13 protein-coding genes are annotated in these 14,135 nt (G+C 63.9%); 9 read left to right on the top strand and 4 right to left on the bottom strand.

Going from position 1 to position 14,135, the window contains the following annotated elements:
• Positions 1–66: 66 nt before the first annotated feature.
• The 4 genes from RHPLAN_RS27360 to RHPLAN_RS27345 are packed head-to-tail and all read right to left on the bottom strand — an operon-like array spanning position 67 to position 4,161.
• Positions 67–984 carry an NAD-dependent epimerase/dehydratase family protein gene (locus RHPLAN_RS27360; protein WP_068024871.1) on the bottom strand — a complete coding sequence of 306 codons (918 nt, stop codon included), beginning with the start codon at positions 982–984 and terminating at the stop codon, positions 67–69.
• Positions 981–2,003: an MraY family glycosyltransferase gene (locus RHPLAN_RS27355; protein WP_068024868.1), complete on the bottom strand. Its 1,023-nt coding sequence runs from the start codon at positions 2,001–2,003 to the stop codon at positions 981–983. Before RHPLAN_RS27355 ends, RHPLAN_RS27360 begins: the two co-directional genes overlap by 4 nt.
• Positions 2,004–2,010: 7 nt before the next feature.
• On the bottom strand, positions 2,011–3,123 hold the full coding sequence (locus RHPLAN_RS27350; RefSeq protein WP_084245629.1) for a glycosyltransferase family 4 protein: 1,113 nt from the start codon (positions 3,121–3,123) through the stop codon (positions 2,011–2,013).
• Between the two features lie 30 nt (positions 3,124–3,153).
• Positions 3,154–4,161 (bottom strand): KpsF/GutQ family sugar-phosphate isomerase, encoded by a 1,008-nt coding sequence (locus RHPLAN_RS27345; protein ID WP_068024862.1) that lies wholly within the window; start codon positions 4,159–4,161, stop codon positions 3,154–3,156.
• A 309-nt stretch (positions 4,162–4,470) separates the two neighbouring features.
• On the opposite strand from RHPLAN_RS27345, the gene RHPLAN_RS27340 reads away from it, so the two are divergent.
• The 9 genes from RHPLAN_RS27340 to RHPLAN_RS27305 all read left to right on the top strand — a co-directional run bounded on the left by RHPLAN_RS27340 (position 4,471) and on the right by RHPLAN_RS27305 (position 13,759).
• Complete coding sequence (locus RHPLAN_RS27340; RefSeq protein ID WP_198164517.1) at positions 4,471–5,643, top strand: O-antigen ligase family protein; 1,173 nt, start codon at positions 4,471–4,473, stop codon at positions 5,641–5,643.
• Positions 5,644–5,764: 121 nt separating this feature from the next.
• The gene (locus RHPLAN_RS27335; protein ID WP_068024856.1) at positions 5,765–7,669 is read left to right on the top strand and encodes a polysaccharide biosynthesis protein; all 1,905 of its coding nucleotides are present in this window, start codon (positions 5,765–5,767) and stop codon (positions 7,667–7,669) included.
• A gap of 19 nt (positions 7,670–7,688) precedes the next feature.
• Positions 7,689–8,438, top strand: a complete 750-nt coding sequence (locus RHPLAN_RS27330; RefSeq protein WP_068024854.1) for a class I SAM-dependent methyltransferase — start codon at positions 7,689–7,691, stop codon at positions 8,436–8,438.
• Positions 8,435–8,866, top strand: coding sequence for a hypothetical protein (locus RHPLAN_RS27325; protein ID WP_068024851.1), 432 nt, complete (start codon positions 8,435–8,437; stop codon positions 8,864–8,866). Before RHPLAN_RS27330 ends, RHPLAN_RS27325 begins: the two co-directional genes overlap by 4 nt.
• Positions 8,867–8,876: 10 nt before the next feature.
• Positions 8,877–9,026 (top strand): DUF5989 family protein, encoded by a 150-nt coding sequence (locus RHPLAN_RS40260; protein ID WP_198164516.1) that lies wholly within the window; start codon positions 8,877–8,879, stop codon positions 9,024–9,026.
• Positions 9,027–9,045: 19 nt separating this feature from the next.
• On the top strand, positions 9,046–10,878 hold the full coding sequence (locus RHPLAN_RS27320) for a carbamoyltransferase family protein (RefSeq protein ID WP_068024849.1): 1,833 nt from the start codon (positions 9,046–9,048) through the stop codon (positions 10,876–10,878).
• A 37-nt stretch (positions 10,879–10,915) separates the two neighbouring features.
• Positions 10,916–11,899 (top strand): UDP-glucose 4-epimerase GalE, encoded by a 984-nt coding sequence (gene galE, locus RHPLAN_RS27315; protein ID WP_068024846.1) that lies wholly within the window; start codon positions 10,916–10,918, stop codon positions 11,897–11,899.
• A complete protein-coding gene (locus tag RHPLAN_RS27310; protein WP_068024844.1) occupies positions 11,899–12,645 on the top strand; it encodes a class I SAM-dependent methyltransferase in 747 nt (248 codons plus the stop codon). Before galE ends, RHPLAN_RS27310 begins: the two co-directional genes overlap by 1 nt.
• Before the next feature lie 25 nt (positions 12,646–12,670).
• On the top strand, positions 12,671–13,759 hold the full coding sequence (locus RHPLAN_RS27305; protein WP_068024842.1) for an SGNH/GDSL hydrolase family protein: 1,089 nt from the start codon (positions 12,671–12,673) through the stop codon (positions 13,757–13,759).
• Positions 13,760–14,135: the final 376 nt, after the last annotated feature.

Genomic DNA, 14,135 nt, shown 5'->3' with positions numbered 1-14,135 from the left:
GCCCCGGCATCGCTGCCGGGGCGTTTTTTTATGCAACGAGCGGGGTCGTGGGCCGCCTCTATCCGATCAAGACACATGCGCCATCGCGGCCAAACCGGCCTTGGTCTCGACGCTGGGTGTCCAGCCGGCGGCGATGAGCTTTGACGGATCGGCAATCAGACCGCCGCCGACGCGCTGCCATTCTTCGTTGCGGCCCATGGCGCCGGCCGCAAGGCCGATCAGCGCGGGCGGCACCGGCATCAGAAACGGCGAGCGGCCGATGCCTGCGCGCAACGCCCCGACGATCTCGGCGAGCGACAGCGGCGTGGGGTCGGCGACGATATAGGTCTGGTTTTTGGCGGCGTCGGTCTGCAAGGCAATGTGGATCGCCTCGATGAGGTTTTGCCGCGCCAGGAGCGAACGGCGGTTGTGGCAGAGCCCGAAGGGCAGCGGCCAGGGCGTACGCGCGATATCGATCAGACGGGCGAGATTGCCCTTTACGCCGTGGCCGTAGATCAACACCGGCCGCAGGATGGTGTGCGGCACGCCCGCGGCGCGGACCGCATCCTCGGCGGCGAGCTTGGAGCGGCCATAGGCGTCGGTCGGTCGCGGCGCATCGTTTTCGTGAAGAGCGCCGGTGGCCGACGGTCCGCTCTGCGCCCGGATCGACGAGACGAACACCAGATGATGGATGCCGGCAGCCTTGGCGGCCGCCGCAAGCTCGGCGGTGGCGAGACGATTGACGCGGTCATAGGCCTCCTCGGCGATGCCCGGGCCGGCATGCGCAATGCCGGCGAGATGCACCACGGTCTCCATGCGATTGAGCAGGGCGCGCCATTCGACCGGCCGCGTCAGGTCGGACACCGCGACGACCTCGACCGAGCGCGGAAACACATCGGCGGGCTGGCGCATGGCCGCGCGCACGGTGTGACCCGCGTTCGCAAGACCCTCGACCAGCGCACGGCCGACGAAACCCGAAGCGCCGGTGACGAGGATGCGCGTCATGGCTGTTTCGATCTCGGGCTGGAGAAGCGATACAGCAGCCAGGCGACCGCGGCTGCGCCGCCGACGATCGCAATCGACGCGCCGAGTTTGCCCGGCCACAGCACACTGATGGTTGCGAGCACCACCAGCAGCGCGTTGATGCCGAACACATGGGCCACGATATCCGGCACGCTCCAGCCATGGTCGGTGGCGCGCTGGTAGAAATGCGTGCGATGCGCCTGCCAGACCTTTTCACCGCGCATGGCGCGCCGGAACAGCGTCAGCGTCGCGTCAGCCAGATAATAGAGCGGCATCACCAGGGCTGCCGCGAGATGGCCGTGGCCGGCGGCGAGCAGCAGAAGCCAGGCGGAGATCAGGCCAATCGGCAGGCTGCCGACATCGCCGAGAAAAATCCGCGCCACCGGCTTGTTGAACGGCGCAAAACCGATCAGCCCGCCGCACAGCGCGAGCGCCACCACGACACCATGAAGCGGCAGCGCGCCGAGGAGCCCGATCAGCGCAAGGCCGAGCGCCATCGGCACGAATTCGGCGATGGTCATCCAGTCGATGCCGTCCATGAAGTTCGTCAGATTGACGAACCACAGCGACGCCAACAGCAGCAGCGCGCGCTCGACCCACCAGGGCAGCATCGGCAGCACGCGAAGTTCGGACGGTAGAGCCGCGATCATCAGCGCCACCGCGAATGCCTGCATCAGCAATCGCGGGCCGACTTCGACGGTGAGAATGTCGTCGACCGCGCCGACGATGGCGATGAAGGTGGTCGCGGCGAACACGAGCCAGACCGACGACGGCTCGAACGGCGCGTCGCGCAGCCCCGCGGCCACCGCGATCGCGGCCACCAGCAGCGTTGCAACGATCACCGCAAGACCTGCGCCTTGCGGGGTGGCCCGGCGATGCGAGGAGCGCGCGTTCGGATGCGCCAAGGCGTAGCGATGCAGCAGCGGCAGCAGCGCCAGGATGACACCGGCGCTGATCGAAGCCGCCAAGGCCACGACGAGACCAAATCCCAACCCGTTCATGGCCGCGTCATCCCACGATCCGGCGATAGAGATCAACTGTCTGCCGGCCGATTGCTTCCGCCGAGAAACGTTCGACCGCGAATTTCCGCGCCGTTGCTCCGAATTGCGTGCGAAGCGCTGGGGAAGCGGCGAGCTTGGCGACGGCTTCGGCCAGCGCTGCGTCATCGTCATAGGGGACCAGAATGCCGGTCTCGCCGGGCCGCACGATCTCCCGGCAGCCGGGCACGTCGGTTGCGATCATCGGGCGGCCGCAGGCCGCGGCTTCGAGAAGGCTCTTCGGCAGGCCCTCGCGCCGCGACGGCAACACCGCGATGTGCGAACGCGCCCAGAGACCCGCGATGTCTTTCACATGGCCGAGCCAGGTGTTGCCCGGTTCGCCGCCGAACGCGGCGGCCTCCTGCTCGGTCACCGAGGCCGGATTGGCGGGGTCGGGCGTGCCGGCAATCAAGAGCTCGACGTTGATGCCGTTCGCGCGCACGCGGCGTTGCGCGCGAATGAGCGTGTGGATGCCTTTGTCGGCGAGCAGGCGGCCGACGAAGGTCATCGTGACCGGGCCCGCCGGCTCTGGCGCAGGCTTGAGTGCGTCGGTGTCGACGCCGGAGCCTGGAATGGTGACGATGCGCTCGGCTGCGATGCCAAGCGAGCGTATGCCCTCGAAGTCGTCGGGATTCTGCACCAGCACGATCTGGCGCGGACGATTGAGCAGGAAGCGGAGCAGGGCACTCAGCACCGGGCGTAGCAGCAGCGCCTTGGCGCCACCCGACGTGTAAGTGTAGCCGAGCCCCGTCAGCGCATTGACGCAGGCGACGCGCCGGCCAAGCGCCGCAAGCGAGCCCAGCACCGCCGACTGCAGCGAGACGTGATGGGCGACGTCCGGCGCAACGCTGCGATAGACGGTGCGCAGTTCGCGGATGGTGCGGAGCGTCGCGAACGGATCGAGCCGGCCGCGCGCGAACGACACCGGATGCAGCGTGAAGCCTTCGGCTTCGATGGCCTGCGCGCCATCGACCACGCGCGTCGCCACGTGCACATCGAAGCCGGCATCGCGCGCCGCGCGGGCCATCGGCAGGCGGTGTGAGAGGAAGTACCAGTCCTCGGTGACGACATAGAGCAGGCGCAATGCTGCCTCCGCTCTGGTCCCGGCCAAGTGCTAGGCCGCGCCGGCGCGCAGCAGATCGTGGATATGCACGATGCCGACCGGCTTGCCGCCCTCAATGACGAAAAGCGCGGTGATCTTCATCGCATTGAGCAACTCGATCGTCTCGCTGACAAGCTGATCGGGCCGCACGGTCTTCGGATTGCGAGTCATGATCTCATCGACGGTGGCGTCGAGCAGATCGGCGCGCATGTGCCGGCGCAGATCGCCGTCAGTGATGATGCCGGCAAGCTTGCCGCCGCGGCCGGTGATGCCGATGCAGCCGAGGCCCTTGCTCGTCATCACGAACAGTCCTTCGGACATCTTGGTGCCGAGTTCGACCAGCGGCACCGCGTCGCCGCTCCGCATCACGTCACGGGCGAACTTCAAAAGCGCGCCGAGCCGGCCGCCGGGATGCAAGAGGCCGAAGTCGATGGCGGTGAAGCCGCGGCTTTCCAGGAGCGCAATGGCAAGCGCGTCACCGATCGCAAGCTGCATCAGCGACGACGTGGTGGGTGCGAGATTGTGCGGGCACGCCTCGCGCGCCTCCGGCAGCACCAGCGCCACGTCGGCCTCCTTGCCGAGCGTGCTCGAAGCCTGCGAGGTGATCGCAATCAGGCCGATGCGGAAGCGCCGCGAATAGTCGATCAGGTCCTTCAGTTCGGCGGTCTCGCCCGACCAGGACAACGCCATGATGACGTCATCCGGCGTGATCATGCCGAGATCGCCGTGGCTTGCTTCGCCCGGATGCACGAAGAAGGCCGGAGTTCCAGTCGAGGCCAGCGTCGCCGCAATCTTGCGGGCGACATGACCGGACTTGCCCATGCCGGTGACGATCACCCGGCCCTTAGCGGCGCGAATGCGGTCGACCGCGGCAATAAAGGTGTTGCCCAGCTCGCCCCGCATGGCGGTGCCGATCGCAGTGACGCCGCTCGCGCCGGCGTCCAGCGTGCGCAGCGCGGAATCGATGAAAGCGTGGGGCTTGCCCGGCTTTTTGCGGTCTTGGACGTTGGTTTTTGACATGCTGTGGGCCGGGCTCAGGTACCGGTTCAAGGCAAGCGATAGCACAGAGTTCTTGCGAGAGGGAAACTTAAACCTTCAACCAATCAACAAGTTGGCTTGTCGCCTGGCTTCTCGCCGTTGTACCACCGGGGCAGCAGACATTGCGGCCTTTGGCGATCCGGTTTCATGGTTGAGCAGCCCGTCCGGGAATCGTGGATCGCGACATATGGCGCGAGCGTTGTCGGCCCGAAATTCTTTCAAGCCAGGTGTTTCGAGATCGAGCGCTGGCAACGCGCGGCGGACGGGTTCGCTTGCGGGATCGCGATCGCATTGCCGTGGTCGACAACCGCGACCTGGATTTTCATCGGGCTCTGGCTGTTTGCACTGATTCCAATTCTCGATGGACCGGGACTGCGGCGCGTCCTGGCCATGCCGGCCGGCGGACTTCCGGTTCTGCTCTGGCTGCTGGCGCTCATTGGAATGTTGTGGGCCACCGGCGTGCCAATGGCGGAGCGTTGGGGCGGGCTTTCATCGGTGTTCAAGTTCCTGGCGATTCCGCTGTTGATGTTCCAGTTTCAGCGATCAAGCCGCGCCTCATGGGTGATGATCGGGTTTCTGGCATCCTGCGGCGTTCTGCTCATCCTGTCCTGGGCGATCGTGCTCGTGCCGAGCTTGCCGATGCACTGGACGCGGCGCGATGGCTTTGGTGTTCCAGTGAGAGATTACATCGCGCAAACCGGAGAGTTCGCGGCTTGCATCTTCCTTCTTGCCGGCATCGCGTTGCAGGCCTACCGGCAGCAGCGGCGCTCGCTTGCGCTTGTGCTTTCGCTCGCGGCGTTGTTGTTTCTCGCCAACCTGTTCGTGATCTCGACAAGCCGTACCGGCCTCGTCGTCATTCCGTTGCTGCTGCTGCTTTTTCTGTGGCGCCATGTCGATCGGCGGCGACTGCTGGGCGCATTGATCGCCACGGCCGTGCTCGGAATAGCTGCATGCCTGCTGTCGTCCAATGTTCGCACCAGCGTCACAAGTCTGTTTGACGAAGTCCGCGGGTTCAACCCGAATGCCACCATACCCACGCGCGCAGGAGAGCGGCTGGAGTTCTGGCGGAAATCCATCGACTTCGTCGTCGCCGCGCCGATCCTGGGCCACGGCACTGGCTCGATTCCGGATCAGTTTCGCCGCGCAGCCGTTGGACAAACCGGCATGGCGAGTGCCGCATCGACCAATCCGCATAATCAGATCTTCGGTGTGGCCATTCAGCTGGGGCTGATTGGAACTGCCGTGGTGCTGGCCATGTGGCTTGCTCATCTCATGCTGTTCCGTGGCGGAGGCCTGGTCGCCTGGGCGGGGCTGATGGTGGTGGCGGAGAACGTCTTGAGCTCGCTGTTCAACTCGCACCTGTTCGATTTCACTCAAGGGTGGGGCTACGTCTTGGGGGTCGGCGTCGCCGCTGGCGCAGTCTTGCGACAGCTTTCACACAGCCGGGCCGAAAAAGCCCCATAACCCAACGCGCTAGACGGTTCTCGCCGCAGCCGGGGGTGGCGCGGCGTGTCAAAGGCCGGTATGAAATCCCGGGCACCCAATCCCTGGCAGCCGGGGCTATGACCTTAACGATCCGGAACACATGAACAGACTGCGGCGGCTCACCCCCCGGCAATGGCTGATCGTGCTCCATGATCTTCTGGTCACGGCAGCCGCGCTTGCCGGAACGCTGGTCCTGCGTTTTGAGGACCAGCAGCTTGCGGCCCGGCTTCAATGGCTGCCGACGCTTCTGGCCGGGTTCCTGGTGCTGGCCGCTGGCGTCTATTTTTTCGTCGGGCTCCACGAGTCGAAGTGGCGATTCACCTCGCTGACCGATCTGGCGCGCATCATCCGCGCGTCGGCGGTTCTGTCGATCGCGCTGCTCTGCCTCGACTACGTGCTGCTCGCACCGAACTTCTACGGCACGTTCTTCTTCGGCAAGATCACGATCCTGCTTTATTTCGTGATCCAGACCGCGTTCCTGAGCGCGACGCGGGTGGCTTACCGGTATTTCCGTGAGGTGCGCACGCTCAAGCGGGCGCGCGATGCGGTTCCGACGCTGATCCTCGGCCGCGCCGCCGACGTCGAGGTGCCGTTGCGCGCCATCGAAAGCGGCGCGATGTCGAAGATCTGGCCGGTCGGCCTGTTGTCGCCGGCGCGCTCGGATCGCCGCGTCACGGTGCGCGGCGTACCGGTGCTCGGCGGCTTCGACGACCTCGAACGCGTGGTGGCGCTCCTTCGTCAACGTCAGACACCGGTCGGCCGTCTGATCCTGACACCGTCGGCGTTCGATCCGGGCAGCGGCGCGGAGTCGATCCTGATGCAGGCGCGGCGGCTCGGCCTCACCATCAACCGGATGCCGTCGCTCGACGAAACCGGGCAGACCCTGCAACTCGCGCCGGTCGCGGTCGAAGACCTCTTGCTGCGGCCGAGCGTGAAGATCGATTACACGCGGCTCGAAAAGTTTCTCTCCGGCAAGTCTGTGGTCGTCACCGGCGGCGGCGGTTCGATCGGCGCAGAGATCTGCGATCGCGTCGCGACCTTCGGCGCGGCGCGGTTGCTGCTCGTGGAGAATTCCGAGCCCGCGCTTTACGCCGCGCTTGAAACGCTCGCGACCAAGCCGTCGCAGACCAAGATCGAGGGCCGCCTCGCCGACGTGCGCGATCGTGAGCGCATGATCCGGCTGATGAAGGATTTCAAGCCGGACATCGTGTTCCATGCCGCGGCGCTGAAACACGTGCCGTTGCTGGAGCGGGATTGGGGCGAGGGCGTCAAGACCAACGTGTTCGGCTCGATCAATGTGGCAGATGCCGCAGTCGAAGCGGGCGTGTCGGCCATGGTCATGATCTCGACCGACAAGGCGATCGAGCCGGTGTCGGTGCTGGGTGCGACCAAGCGCTTCGCCGAGATGTATTGCCAGTCGCTCGATGCCGACTTCGCACGGCGCGGTGCAGCGGCGCGCGCGCCGCGCTTTCTCTCGGTGCGGTTCGGCAATGTGCTCGCCTCCAATGGTTCCGTGGTGCCCAAGTTCAAGGCGCAGATCGAAGCCGGCGGGCCGGTGACGGTGACGCATCCGGACATGGTCCGCTACTTCATGACGATCCGCGAGGCTTGCGATCTCGTGATCTCGGCGTCGAGCCACGGGCTTGGGCCCGAGCGCACGGACGTGTCGGTCTATGTGCTCAACATGGGCCAGCCGGTGAAGATCCTCGATCTCGCGGAGCGGATCATCCGGTTGTCCGGTCTGGAGCCCGGACGCGACATCGAAATCAAGTTCACCGGAATGCGGCCCGGTGAGCGCCTCAACGAAATCCTGTTCGCGCGCGAAGAGGCCAATTCGGATGTCGGTGTGAGCGGCGTGGTTGCGGCGCGGCCCGTGAGCCCGCCGCTCGACGAGATGCGGGCATGGCTTGCGAAGCTTGAGCAGGCGCTCAAGCGCGAGGAACGCGCTGCGCTTTACGCGGTGCTGCGCGACGCGGTGCCGGATTTCACCGGCGTTGCCGCTTGATCGCTCCGGTGGACGCAGCATGACCGAAATCGCGTTCGACAAATACGCGACCAAAGGCGGCTACCATTGGGTGGAGTATTTCGGCCCGCTCCATCGCATCAACGCCGCGACCCGCGCGCGTTACGACGGGATCGTTGCGGCGCTTCGCGCGAACGGCATCGGCAAGTCGTCGCGGGTACTCGATGTCGGCTGCGGCGACGCGGCGCTGACAGGCCTGATTGCGACGGAGTTCGGCGCGCAGGTCGAAGGCATCGACACCACGCCGCTCTCCATCGATCTCGCCAAGAGCGAATTCGCGAAGCGGAGCCTCAAAGGCGAGTTCCGCCTGATCGATGGCTACAAGTATCCTTATCCGGCGGATAGCTTTGACGCGGTGGTGTGTTCAGACGTGATCGAACACGTGGCGATGCCGGATCTCATGCTGCGCGAGATGTGGCGCGTGCTGAAGCCATCCGGCGTGCTCGTCGTCACCACGCCGGCCCGCTACACCGAGGCGCCGCTCGATCCGATGCATGTCCAGGAGTGGTTTGCTGGGGACTTCAAGAAATTCTGTGAAGCCGCGCTCGGCACACGGGTCGATTTGCGCGTGAGCCATCCCATTGCGGTCGCCGAGCTTTACGCGCTGCCGACGATGCTCGGGCGCGTGGTGCGACTGTCGGTCAATCTTCTGGCCAAGCTCGGCACCAATGCTTTTTCTCGGCCCGCGGGCTTCCGCGCGTTCTCGGCCCAGATGGTCGTGGCGGTCAAACATGCCGGCAGGCCGTCATGACGCAACCGAACACCCATGAGACCTTCTCGCGCCGTGACGACACGGCCATGGGGTCCGAGCGTTCGTTCGGCCTGGTCATGGCCGTGGCGCTCGGCATTGTCTCGCTGATCAACTGGTGGCATGCGGGCCGGGTCTGGCCGTGGCTCTGCTGCCTGGCGGTGCTGTTTCTCGCCGCGGCGCTGTTCCACGCGCGAGTCCTGCGGCCGCTCAACATCGTCTGGTTCAAGTTCGGACTGTTGCTGCATCACATCGTCAATCCGATCGTGATGGGCCTGTTATTCTACCTGACGGTCTGGCCAACCGGCTTGATTATGCGCATAACCGGCAAGGAATTCTTAGCGCTCAAGCGCGAGCCGGAGCGGGACAGCTACTGGATCGTCCGCGATCCGCCCGGTCCATCGCCTGAGAGCATGCGCGATCAGTTTTGAGGGACGCGGAATGGATTTTCTGGCCGAGCTCTGGCGCTTCATGCGGGTCCGCAAGAAGTTCTGGCTGCTGCCCATTCTGGTGATGATGGTGGTGTTCGGCGGCCTGGTCATCCTGACCAAGGGCTCGGCGATAGCACCGTTCATCTACACTTTGTTCTAGGAAGCGGCTCCAGGAAGCGATGCGCGCGCTCGGCATCTCGGCGTTCTATCACGACAGTGCGGCGGCGCTGGTCGATGACGAGCGCATCATTGCGGCCGCGCAGGAAGAGCGCTTCACACGCAAGAAGCATGACCCTGCGTTTCCCAAGAATGCGATCGAGTATTGCCTGAGCGAGGGCGGCGTCTCGCTCAATGAACTCGATTGCGTGGTGTTCTACGACAAGCCGTTCCTGAAGTTCGAGCGGCTGATCGAAACTTATCTCGAAATGGCGCCGCGCGGCTTTAAGTCGTTCCGGATGGCGATCCCGGTGTGGCTCCGCGAGAAGCTGTTCCAGAAGTCGCTGCTCAAGAATGAGCTTAAAGCTTTCGGCGAAGACTTCGACTGGCAGAGCAAGCTTCTGTTCTGCGAGCATCATATGAGTCACGCGGCATCGGCATTTTTTCCCTCGCCCTACGATGAAGCCGCGGTCTTGACCATGGATGGAGTGGGAGAGTGGGCGACAACTTCAGCCGCCTTGGGCAAAGGCAACAAGCTGGACATGCTCCAGGAGATCCACTTTCCGCACTCTCTGGGTCTGCTGTATTCCGCCTTCACCTACTACACGGGCTTCAAGGTCAATTCGGGCGAGTACAAGGTCATGGGGCTCGCGCCCTATGGCGAGCCCAAGTTCGTCGACCGCATTCTCGACAATCTCATCGATCTGAAACCGGACGGCTCGTTCCGGCTCGACATGTCCTATTTCGACTATTGCACCGGTCTGACCATGACCAACGATCGCTTTGCCAATCTGTTTGGCCAGCCGGTGCGCAGCGCCGAGAAGCTGCTCACACCGTTCCACATGGACATCGCAGCGTCGATCCAGGTGGTGCTCGAAGAGGCCGTGCTGCGGATGACGCGGGCGCTGGCGAAGCAGACCGGAGCGCGCAATCTCTGCCTGGCTGGAGGCGTGGCGCTCAATTGCGTTGCCAACGGCAAGATCCAGCGCGAGGGCGCATTCGAAAACATCTGGATTCAGCCGGCCGCAGGTGACGCGGGCGGAGCAGTGGGGGCGGCGCTCGCGGCGGTTCATCTCTACGGGCAGAAGCCGCGCCGCACCAATGGCGGTGACGGCATGGCCGGCTCGTTGCTCGGGCCATGCTTCGCGCAGCCTGACGTGGAGCAGCGGCTCAGCACCGCAGGCGCTCGCTTCTCGGTGCTGAGCGAGGACGCCATGGTGGAGGCGACCGCTGACGCGCTCGCCAGGCAGCAGGCGGTCGGTTGGTTTCAGGGGCGCATGGAATTCGGCCCGCGCTCGCTTGGCGCCCGCTCGATTCTCGGCGACCCGCGGTCGCCGACCATGCAGCGCAATCTCAACCTGAAGATCAAGTATCGCGAGAGTTTCCGGCCCTTCGCGCCGTCGGTGTTGCGCGAGGATGTTGCCAATTGGTTCGAACTCGACGCTGACAGCCCGTATATGCTACTCGTCGCTGACGTGCGCAAAGATCGACGGCGCGCCATGACGGCCGAGGAAGACGTGCTGTTCGGCATCGACAAGCTCAACGTGGCGCGCTCGGAAATCCCCGCGGTAACCCATGTCGATTATTCGGCCCGGATCCAGACCGTGCACGCCAACACCAACCCGCTGTTTCACCGCCTGCTGACGAGCTTCAAACGGCGCACCGACTGCCCGGTGCTGGTCAACACCAGTTTCAACGTCCGTGGCGAACCGATCGTCTGTACGCCGGAGGATGCTTTCCGCTGCTTCATGGGCAATGAACTCGATCTGCTGGTGGTAGGCAATTGCGTGATGGAAAAGGCGGCGCAGGATCCAAGCCTCAAGCAGGACTACAGCTCGGCCTTTGAGCTGGATTGATTGCGCCACGTCGAATTTGTGTTTCCGATAGGGCCCGATGTCTTCAGCATCCCATATTCTGGTCACCGGCGGCGCCGGCTTCATCGGCAGCCATGCCTCGAAGGCGTTGGCGCAGCGCGGCTTCGTGCCGGTCGTTTACGACAATCTCTCGCGCGGCCATCGCGATCTGGTAAAATTCGGCCCGCTCGAAGTCGGCGACATCGGGGACGGCGCGCGCGTGCGGGCGGTGCTGGAAAAGTACCGGCCGGTCGCGGTGATGCACTTTGCGGCCTTTGCTTATGTCGGAGAGTCGGTCGAGCATCCTGAACTCTATCAACGCAACAACGTCTTGGGCTCCAAAGGTCTGCTTGAGGCGCTGCTTCAATACAAGCCGCTGCCTTTTGTATTCTCGTCGACCTGCGCCACGTATGGGATGCCGAAGCACATCCCGATCACGGAGGAGCATCCGCAGCAGCCGATCAATCCCTACGGGGAAACCAAGCTCAAGGTCGAGGGCATGCTGCGGGACCTCGGCCGAACGCGCGGATTGCCCTGGATTGCGCTCCGGTATTTCAACGCCGCCGGCTCCGATCCGGAGGGCGAGATTGGAGAAATCCACGATCCGGAGACCCATCTCATTCCGCTGATGCTGATGGCCGCGCGAGACGGCGCCACGGCGAAGATTTTCGGCGCCGACTACGATACGCCCGACGGCACCTGCATTCGCGATTACGTCCACGTCTCCGACATCGCCGACGCCCATGTGCGGGCGATCGATTACCTGATGGCCGGCGGCGCAAGTGCGGCGCTCAACCTGGCCAACAGCCGCGGTCACTCGGTGAAAGAGGTGATCGCCGAATGCGAGCGCGTCAGTGGTCGTGCCATCGCTCGCGAAATTACGCCGCGCCGCCCTGGGGACCCTGCAAGCCTTATTGGTTCGGCAGTACGGGCGCGCGAGGTGCTAGGCTGGGTGCCGCAGCGGTCCGCGCTGGAAATGCAGATCGCTGATGCCTGGCGCTGGCTCGGTTCGCGAAGCCGATAATGACCGAACCGGCTCCGCTCGATGGCTACCGCAGCGCCTGGCAGCACAAGCCGGTGCTCCAGCTCGTCTATGACGACTTCTCCGAACGGATCGCTGAGGCTTGCGCACCCGGCCTCACCATCGAGATTGGCGGCGGAATCGGAAACCTGAAGCAGCGCCTGACCAACGTGGTGGCGACCGACGTGCAGTTCGCACCCTGGCTCGATTGCGTGGCCGATGCGCAGCGTCTGCCGTTCGCCGATGGGGTTGCGGCCAACATCGTGATGGTGGATGTACTGCACCACATCGAGTTTCCGCCAAAATTCTTCCGCGACGCCGAGCGCGTGCTGAAGCCTGGTGGCCGCATCGTCATGATCGAGCCCGCGATCACGCCGGGCAGCACGTTGTTCTATCGCCTCATTCATCACGAGCCGGTCCGCACCTCGGCGGATCCGCTGGCTGACGGCGTGCCCGATCCGGCTCGCGATCCATACGACTCCAATCAAGCCATCCCGACTCTGATCGCGACCCGCCATCGCGATCGATTCCACGCCATGTTTCCGCAATTGCGCATCAGTCGGGTCGATTGGTTTTCCTTTGCGGTGTATCCGCTGAGCGGAGGGTTCAAGCCGTGGAGCTTGGTGACGGTCCCCATGGCGCAACGGATGCTGCGGATGGAGCGCAATCTCGAGGCGCCATTGGGCCGTCTGGCAGCGTTTCGGATGATGTTGACCATCGAAAAGGCCGGTTTGCCGGCCGCACTGTGACAAGAAAAACGCGCGGGATTGCTGCATGAAAATTCGAGCGGCGCTGCTCTATCTCATGATTATTGTCGCGACGGTGATTGTCGCCGAATTGCTGGCGCGCGCCTACGCGTGGTCGCCGTCGCGTGATGGCTACACGGCCGATCGGCTCGGCCAGTGGCGCTATTATCATTCGGCCGGCGGCTCCGGCGATCTCATGCCGAACCAGGACGGTCATTGGGTGATCTGGTTTCACCGGCCGTATCACGTGCAGACCAACAGCGTTGGTTTGCGCAATACCGCCGAGTTGTCGAGCGACGCCTTTCGGATTCTGGCGATCGGAGACTCGCAGACCTTCGGCGCCTACAACGCCAACGAGGACACATGGCCGGCTTGGGCCGAGAATGATCTGAACCGGCGGTTCAAGCAGGCCGGCCGCGTTCAGGTGCTCAACGCCGGAATCTCCGGCTACACGATCTCCGACGAGCTCGCTTATCTCAAAGACAAGGGCGTGGCGCTCAAGCCAAAGCTCGTGCTGCTCGCGGTGATCGAGAACGACATCACCGATCTGCGCAAGGATCTGGCCGGCACATCCCAGCGTCCCAAAGCCGGCGAACTTTCGGGGATGGAGACGACGCTGCGTGCGATGGGAAGAAGCTCGGCGCTCGTCAGTCTCGCCGAGCAGGTCAAGACCAGCATGCAGTTCGCGGCGGCCGGCGTCGATATCAAGCGCGGCGAGGGCGACCGTCCGGCGCCAACCGAAGCGCCGTCCGATGAGGCCCAACTGGAGGGGCGTTACGCGGAGTTGTTCCGGGAGACCGTTGCGCTGCTCAAGGACAAATCCATCCCGTTCGCGGTGTTCTACATCCCCTCTGCCGAGGCGCTGGATGGTGGGCCGGCGCCGACCGTCGAGCCGGTGGTGCGGCGGCTCACCACCGAGACCGGAACGCCTTACCTCGACCTGACCCCTGTCCTTCAACGCCAGCCCGATCCGGCAGAGCGTCTCTATCTCCTGCAAAAAGCCCCCAAAACCGGCCAATTGACCGGTAACGGCCATCTGTCCCGGGAGGGTCATGCGGCGGTGGCGGGGGCGGTGACGGAATGGCTGACGGGTTCCGGTCTGATACCCGCATTGTAGCGGTGAGGATGTATTATGGCTGCGTTCGCAAAGCGTCGGTTTCTCGGTACTGGCCGAAATCGAGCTGATCCAAGGTAGGCCACTTAAGGATTGTTCCCTTCGAAGTTCAATGTTTGTGCCATTGATCAGCAATCGCTTCACACCGCCCTCACGTTTACGAACATTCTAACTGATACTTTAGGAGCCCGGCGATACGTAGCTGGCGTATTGGACCTGGGCGCTTTCTTCGGGAGTGGTTTCCCTCAAATTTCCGACGGTGTCCAAGCGTGCAAAAAAATGAAACCAAGTGATGCTATTAAATGAAAAAGGCCGCCAATTGAGGCGGCCTTTAGGTCTTCTGGGATTTACGAAATCAGTAGCGCCTACAAAGATGCCG

The organism is Rhodoplanes sp. Z2-YC6860 (genome assembly GCF_001579845.1).
In the GTDB taxonomy this organism is placed as follows: Bacteria; Pseudomonadota; Alphaproteobacteria; order Rhizobiales; family Xanthobacteraceae; genus Z2-YC6860.
Note: the sequence above shows the minus strand (reverse complement) of the source record. Positions and strands in the feature narration are given on the sequence as shown.

Excerpts from the sequence above, each read along its gene's own strand:
- RHPLAN_RS27360 (WP_068024871.1), bottom strand. The coding sequence starts at position 984 with ATGACGCGCATCCTCGTCACCGGCGCTTCGGGTTTCGTCGGCCGTGCG.
- RHPLAN_RS27355 (WP_068024868.1), bottom strand. The coding sequence starts at position 2,003 with ATGAACGGGTTGGGATTTGGTCTCGTCGTGGCCTTGGCGGCTTCGATC.
- RHPLAN_RS27345 (WP_068024862.1), bottom strand. The coding sequence starts at position 4,161 with ATGTCAAAAACCAACGTCCAAGACCGCAAAAAGCCGGGCAAGCCCCAC.
- RHPLAN_RS27335 (WP_068024856.1), top strand. The coding sequence starts at position 5,765 with ATGAACAGACTGCGGCGGCTCACCCCCCGGCAATGGCTGATCGTGCTC.
- RHPLAN_RS27330 (WP_068024854.1), top strand. The coding sequence starts at position 7,689 with ATGACCGAAATCGCGTTCGACAAATACGCGACCAAAGGCGGCTACCAT.
- RHPLAN_RS27325 (WP_068024851.1), top strand. The coding sequence starts at position 8,435 with ATGACGCAACCGAACACCCATGAGACCTTCTCGCGCCGTGACGACACG.
- RHPLAN_RS40260 (WP_198164516.1), top strand. The coding sequence starts at position 8,877 with ATGGATTTTCTGGCCGAGCTCTGGCGCTTCATGCGGGTCCGCAAGAAG.
- RHPLAN_RS27320 (WP_068024849.1), top strand. The coding sequence starts at position 9,046 with ATGCGCGCGCTCGGCATCTCGGCGTTCTATCACGACAGTGCGGCGGCG.
- galE (WP_068024846.1), top strand. The coding sequence starts at position 10,916 with ATGTCTTCAGCATCCCATATTCTGGTCACCGGCGGCGCCGGCTTCATC.
- RHPLAN_RS27310 (WP_068024844.1), top strand. The coding sequence starts at position 11,899 with ATGACCGAACCGGCTCCGCTCGATGGCTACCGCAGCGCCTGGCAGCAC.
- RHPLAN_RS27305 (WP_068024842.1), top strand. The coding sequence starts at position 12,671 with ATGAAAATTCGAGCGGCGCTGCTCTATCTCATGATTATTGTCGCGACG.